6 protein-coding genes are annotated in these 4,193 nt (G+C 44.4%); 1 reads left to right on the forward strand and 5 read right to left on the reverse strand.

Annotated elements, in window-relative coordinates; all coding sequences use genetic code 11:
• Positions 1–167: 167 nt before the first annotated feature.
• The 5 genes from ACKI3C_RS07625 to ACKI3C_RS07645 all read right to left on the reverse strand — a co-directional run bounded on the left by ACKI3C_RS07625 (position 168) and on the right by ACKI3C_RS07645 (position 2,152).
• Complete coding sequence (locus ACKI3C_RS07625) at positions 168–311, reverse strand: hypothetical protein (protein WP_407403682.1); 144 nt, start codon at positions 309–311, stop codon at positions 168–170.
• Positions 312–510: 199 nt separating this feature from the next.
• Positions 511–987, reverse strand: a complete 477-nt coding sequence (locus tag ACKI3C_RS07630) for an HNH/ENDO VII family nuclease (protein ID WP_407403684.1) — start codon at positions 985–987, stop codon at positions 511–513.
• A 129-nt stretch (positions 988–1,116) separates the two neighbouring features.
• On the reverse strand, positions 1,117–1,470 hold the full coding sequence (locus ACKI3C_RS07635; protein ID WP_407403686.1) for a hypothetical protein: 354 nt from the start codon (positions 1,468–1,470) through the stop codon (positions 1,117–1,119).
• A gap of 54 nt (positions 1,471–1,524) precedes the next feature.
• Complete coding sequence (locus tag ACKI3C_RS07640; protein WP_407403688.1) at positions 1,525–1,926, reverse strand: hypothetical protein; 402 nt, start codon at positions 1,924–1,926, stop codon at positions 1,525–1,527.
• Positions 1,927–1,972: 46 nt separating this feature from the next.
• Positions 1,973–2,152 (reverse strand): hypothetical protein, encoded by a 180-nt coding sequence (locus ACKI3C_RS07645; RefSeq protein WP_407403690.1) that lies wholly within the window; start codon positions 2,150–2,152, stop codon positions 1,973–1,975.
• Positions 2,153–2,608: 456 nt separating this feature from the next.
• Between ACKI3C_RS07645 and ACKI3C_RS07650 the strand changes: the two genes are divergently transcribed.
• Complete coding sequence (locus ACKI3C_RS07650; RefSeq protein ID WP_407403692.1) at positions 2,609–3,700, forward strand: leucine-rich repeat domain-containing protein; 1,092 nt, start codon at positions 2,609–2,611, stop codon at positions 3,698–3,700.
• The last annotated feature ends 493 nt before the right edge of the window (positions 3,701–4,193 follow it).

Here is a 4,193-nt window from a genome sequence, read left to right on the forward strand (position 1 = left end):
GATATTATATTTAAAAATATTGTTGTCCGGTAAAAAAAAGAAAATATTTTTATTATGGTTTTATGCTTAGAAAATAGCTTGCTCTGCACGCAAAATGGAATTACCTCATAGATAGTGTACTCAACTTTAGCATATGGGACAATCTGAATTTCACCTATTTGCTCCGATTAGCGTCCTACGGGACGCATCTGCTTGTTGATACCATACCCCCACCGCCACTTCGTTCGGCGGTGGGGGTTATTCAGGTATTGTCCTGCCGGACAATAAAAGTCCCTTACAGGCACAGTTGTCATCGTCATCGTTATCGTCATCGTTATCGTCTATATAACAATGGCTTTGTCTTGAAAATTGCGTGACTTTTCTTTGTGTTCATGCTACCGCATTGCGGGCACGGCAATGGCTGGCTCTCGGCAGTGCCACGATACTCAATATCCAGTCCTTCAAACTCGTGCCCGCAATCCTTGCATAAGAATTTTGCATATCCTCTAATCATGATGCTAGTCGTGTTTTTTACTTACCGTAAATCTTTTTCAACTCACTTGGGGTGAACGCCTTGAAACGAGCCTGCCAGTAGAGGCTTTTCTCTCCGTCAAACTGCTGTCGGTCAATGGCCGACTCGCGCTGCGGATGCAGAATGCGATTGTTGCCATCGCCCATGTGTTCCTGCCACGTGAGCTCGGCAAACGGCGAATCCTGCTGCTGGCCTATGTGGTGCAGTTCGTAGGGGTCGCCATTGCCGTCACGCGGCGGCCACCCCTCCCCTATCAGGTCGGCATTATTGTAGTCCCACCACTGGGTCCAGTCGGCAAACTTCTTCTTCAGCCACTCGTGGCGGCAGTTAAAAGCGCTCCAGTCAATGTCGCGGCGTATCAAAGCCGTGCGCCCGCCAATGCGAGCCTCCACCAGCCCTGCTCCCATATAGATGCGAGCCTCATCCATGTTGCGGATAAACCTCACCACCTCCATCGACCACCCAGTCCTACGCACAATTTCCAGCTGCTCCGCAAGTGTAAGATTTGAGTCCATTACCAAAGATTAAATCTATAATCTAAAAAACTATTTCTCACAAAAACACACCAAATTATTAAGGACATGCTATAACAGTAATGTAGTATATCACTCAACATCAAGTGTAATACTACCGTCAGAGTTTTTAGAAACTTTTACTTTCTTATCCTTGAGTATAGCCAGTCCTGCAAGTGCTGTTCCGCAAATGATTGCGAGTTCTGCTATAGAGATGGTTACTGCTCCTATTGTTAGACCTGCAGCAGTTCCAGCAAGAGAAGCACCACCAGTAAATGGTGCTGCCAGCACACCTCCCACAGCTAGTACAATTCCGCCAACTTTCATACGCTTCTTTTTCTTGAGACGCTTTTTAATTTGTTCAGCGATTTCGCCTGTACAGACAATCTTTTTCTCACCAGCCTCAAGAGCGGCTGTTAGCTCATTAGTGTTTGAAACAGTCTTCATTCTGAATTTATTTATAAGTTAGTAATATCTATTTTAAAACTTGCTGAAATAATGTCATTCGACCTCTAATTCAACACCATCTTTTTTGAAATTGAGTTTGACCTTCTTATCTTTTGATATACCATAAGCTGCTAAAGCCGTTGCACTTGTTATACCCAAAATAACAAACAGTTCCGTAGAAGTTGCTGTCACGGCACCACAAGTGAGGCAATGCCCCCCCATCATACCAATAGCCGCACCCGCACCTGCAAGAGAACTTCCACCAGAAAAAGGAGCGGCTAACACTCCTCCTACTACTGCTGCAGTCGCAGCCAATGCACCTCCAGTAACTTTAGCGGCAGTTTGCAAAGTTTTTTGTTTTCTAAGTTTTTTCTCGATTTCTCCCTTACACAGGATTCTCTTCTCGCCCGCTTTAAGGGCTCTTTCAAGTTCGTCCTTAGTCCTAACAGTTACCATGCATGTATATTTATTAAAGTTTCTAATGCCTTTAACGATTGCATAACTACTTTTTCATTACAATATCACTTAACTTTTTAATTGCCATTGCACTCACACCAACAATACCCATAATTGCTAAAGCAGCATTTCTTTGTTCTGGAGGAATCTCTTCTATTAAATTCTTTAATGCAGAAAAACCTTCATCAGCAGCTTTTTTTACGATTTCATAATTTACTTTTTCCATAATAGTTCTTTATAAGTTCAACTTTTTTTTCATGTTTTGTAGCAAGTACGGGCACACAAAAAGGGTGCGGGTTCTTGCTGTCTGTGGCTTGATGGGCACCGCCAAGCGCCTGTTCCCCACAGAGTGATGCAAGAAGTCCGCACCCTTGATAATTGCAAAGGTGCAGACAGTTGCCTCTCACAGTTGGGGAACTTTCGAAAAAATTTGGCGGTTTCATCAAGCCCCTAAAAGAAGACAATGTCTCTATTTGATTCCAAATGTCTTGTGCAGGCCGTGGCCTACGCAGTGCAAATTTAGAAATTTTTATCCACAACAACAAGAAATAGCGCGGACTTTTTTGCATCACGCTGCAAATTTAAGGAATCATAACCGGCAGTTTATATAGACGTCTATCAATTCATGCAAAATAATTGACATAACTTTGCCATCCCAACGATCAACAAAATTTATATAACAATGAGAAACAGACTTTTAACATGCTTTGCCATCATCATGGCAAGCTCCACTATCAGCTCCCGGGCCGACTTGAACTACAGTGACTATGATGCGTTTACCACAGTAATTAAACCTACAAAAATCAGCGGCGATATCGTCATTCCATCGCATGTGTCAAAAAGTGGCACCATTCGCCAAGTCAACAGGTTCAGCAACGATGCCTTTAAGGGGCAAACTACTATCACATCGGTGAGTATCCCCTACACCATCACCGAAATGGGGAGTAGCGTCTTTGACGGATGCACCTCGCTTGAACGGGTTTACTACGATGCCGAGTGGGGCAAAGACACTCCATTTACCAGCGTCGTTTCGGGTTCGTCACAGACCTACGTCTATCACTACTGGTTTGCCAACTGTCCCATCAAGTATCTGGAAATAGGTGAGCACGTGAAGCGAATACCCAGCGGTGCATTTACAGGATGTAACAAAATCGAGGAAATCAAGATTCTGGGGCCTGTTGATGTGTTTTCACCAGCGTTTAGCAGTTGCAAGGCAGTGAAGAAGCTATATATCAAGCAGATGAAAATGATCAGAGACAAAGGGTTCAGCGCGATGACTGCCCTTGGCGATGTGTATGCTGGCTACCAAGAGCCGCAAGACATCCCCGAAGGAGCGTTTGCCGCAGCCGCCTACACTGGCGCGACTCTGCATGTGCCCGCCGGAACGAAAGAGAAATACCAAGCAGCAACAGGTTGGAGCAATTTCACAACCATGGTTGAGGATACCGACGCTGTATTTGCGGCCAAACCGCTTGCAACACTCACGATAAGCAACAACATAGTGGGTGATATTGTCCTGCCCATCACCACCGGCGAGCCTCAGGTGCTGCAGCTGGGGGCACTCGCATCGTTCCCTCTGGTTGAGGCCACGCTCGATGGCATAGACGTGATGCCGCTAATCACTGAAACTGGTTGCATCACAATTCCCAAAATCACTGCCGACTGCACGCTGGCGCTGAAATATGACATCCCCGAAGAGTGCGACATCAACCACGACAATGACATTGACATTATCGACATCAATACCATTGTCAAGAAAATCCTGAATCAATAGTGTGTGGCTCCCACAGAGTATAGGATTAGAGCTTTATGCCTAAAATAATAGGGAAAAGGGAAAGAACAAAAACAGAAATAAACCGCTAACACTTTTGTGTAACTAGAAGGTGTTGACGAAGAATTAATTTTTTGTGAATTTTCAGTGTATTTCAAGCGAAGCGCCTTTTCTCTTGGGTTGTATTTTGATGGTGGCGCTGCGCTTGAAATACACTGAAAATAAGCATAAAATAAAAATCTGTTTTTCAGCGAAACGGGATTGCTTGCTCGCAAAACGGTTTTTGTGGTTTTAGTTTTTAGTCCCTTTCTACAGAAAAACAAATGCTGATTTTGACCACTTATCATTTTGTTCTATAACTCAACTTTAGCATATGGAACAATCTGAATTTCACCTATTTGCTCCGATTAGCGTCCTACTGGACGCATCTGCTTGTTGATACTATACCCCCACCGCCACTTCGTTCGGCGGTGGGGGTTATTCAGGTATTGTCCTG

Origin of the sequence: Sodaliphilus sp., assembly GCF_045598405.1 — a bacterium.
GTDB classification, from domain to species: Bacteria; Bacteroidota; Bacteroidia; order Bacteroidales; family Muribaculaceae; genus Sodaliphilus; species Sodaliphilus limicaballi.

What these genes read in the sequence shown, in the direction of transcription:
- ACKI3C_RS07625 (WP_407403682.1), bottom strand. Translation starts at nt 311, where the DNA reads ATGACGATAACGATGACGATGACAACTGTGCCTGTAAGGGACTTTTAT.
- ACKI3C_RS07635 (WP_407403686.1), bottom strand. Translation starts at nt 1,470, where the DNA reads ATGAAGACTGTTTCAAACACTAATGAGCTAACAGCCGCTCTTGAGGCT.
- ACKI3C_RS07640 (WP_407403688.1), bottom strand. Translation starts at nt 1,926, where the DNA reads ATGGTAACTGTTAGGACTAAGGACGAACTTGAAAGAGCCCTTAAAGCG.
- ACKI3C_RS07645 (WP_407403690.1), bottom strand. Translation starts at nt 2,152, where the DNA reads ATGGAAAAAGTAAATTATGAAATCGTAAAAAAAGCTGCTGATGAAGGT.
- ACKI3C_RS07650 (WP_407403692.1), top strand. Translation starts at nt 2,609, where the DNA reads ATGAGAAACAGACTTTTAACATGCTTTGCCATCATCATGGCAAGCTCC.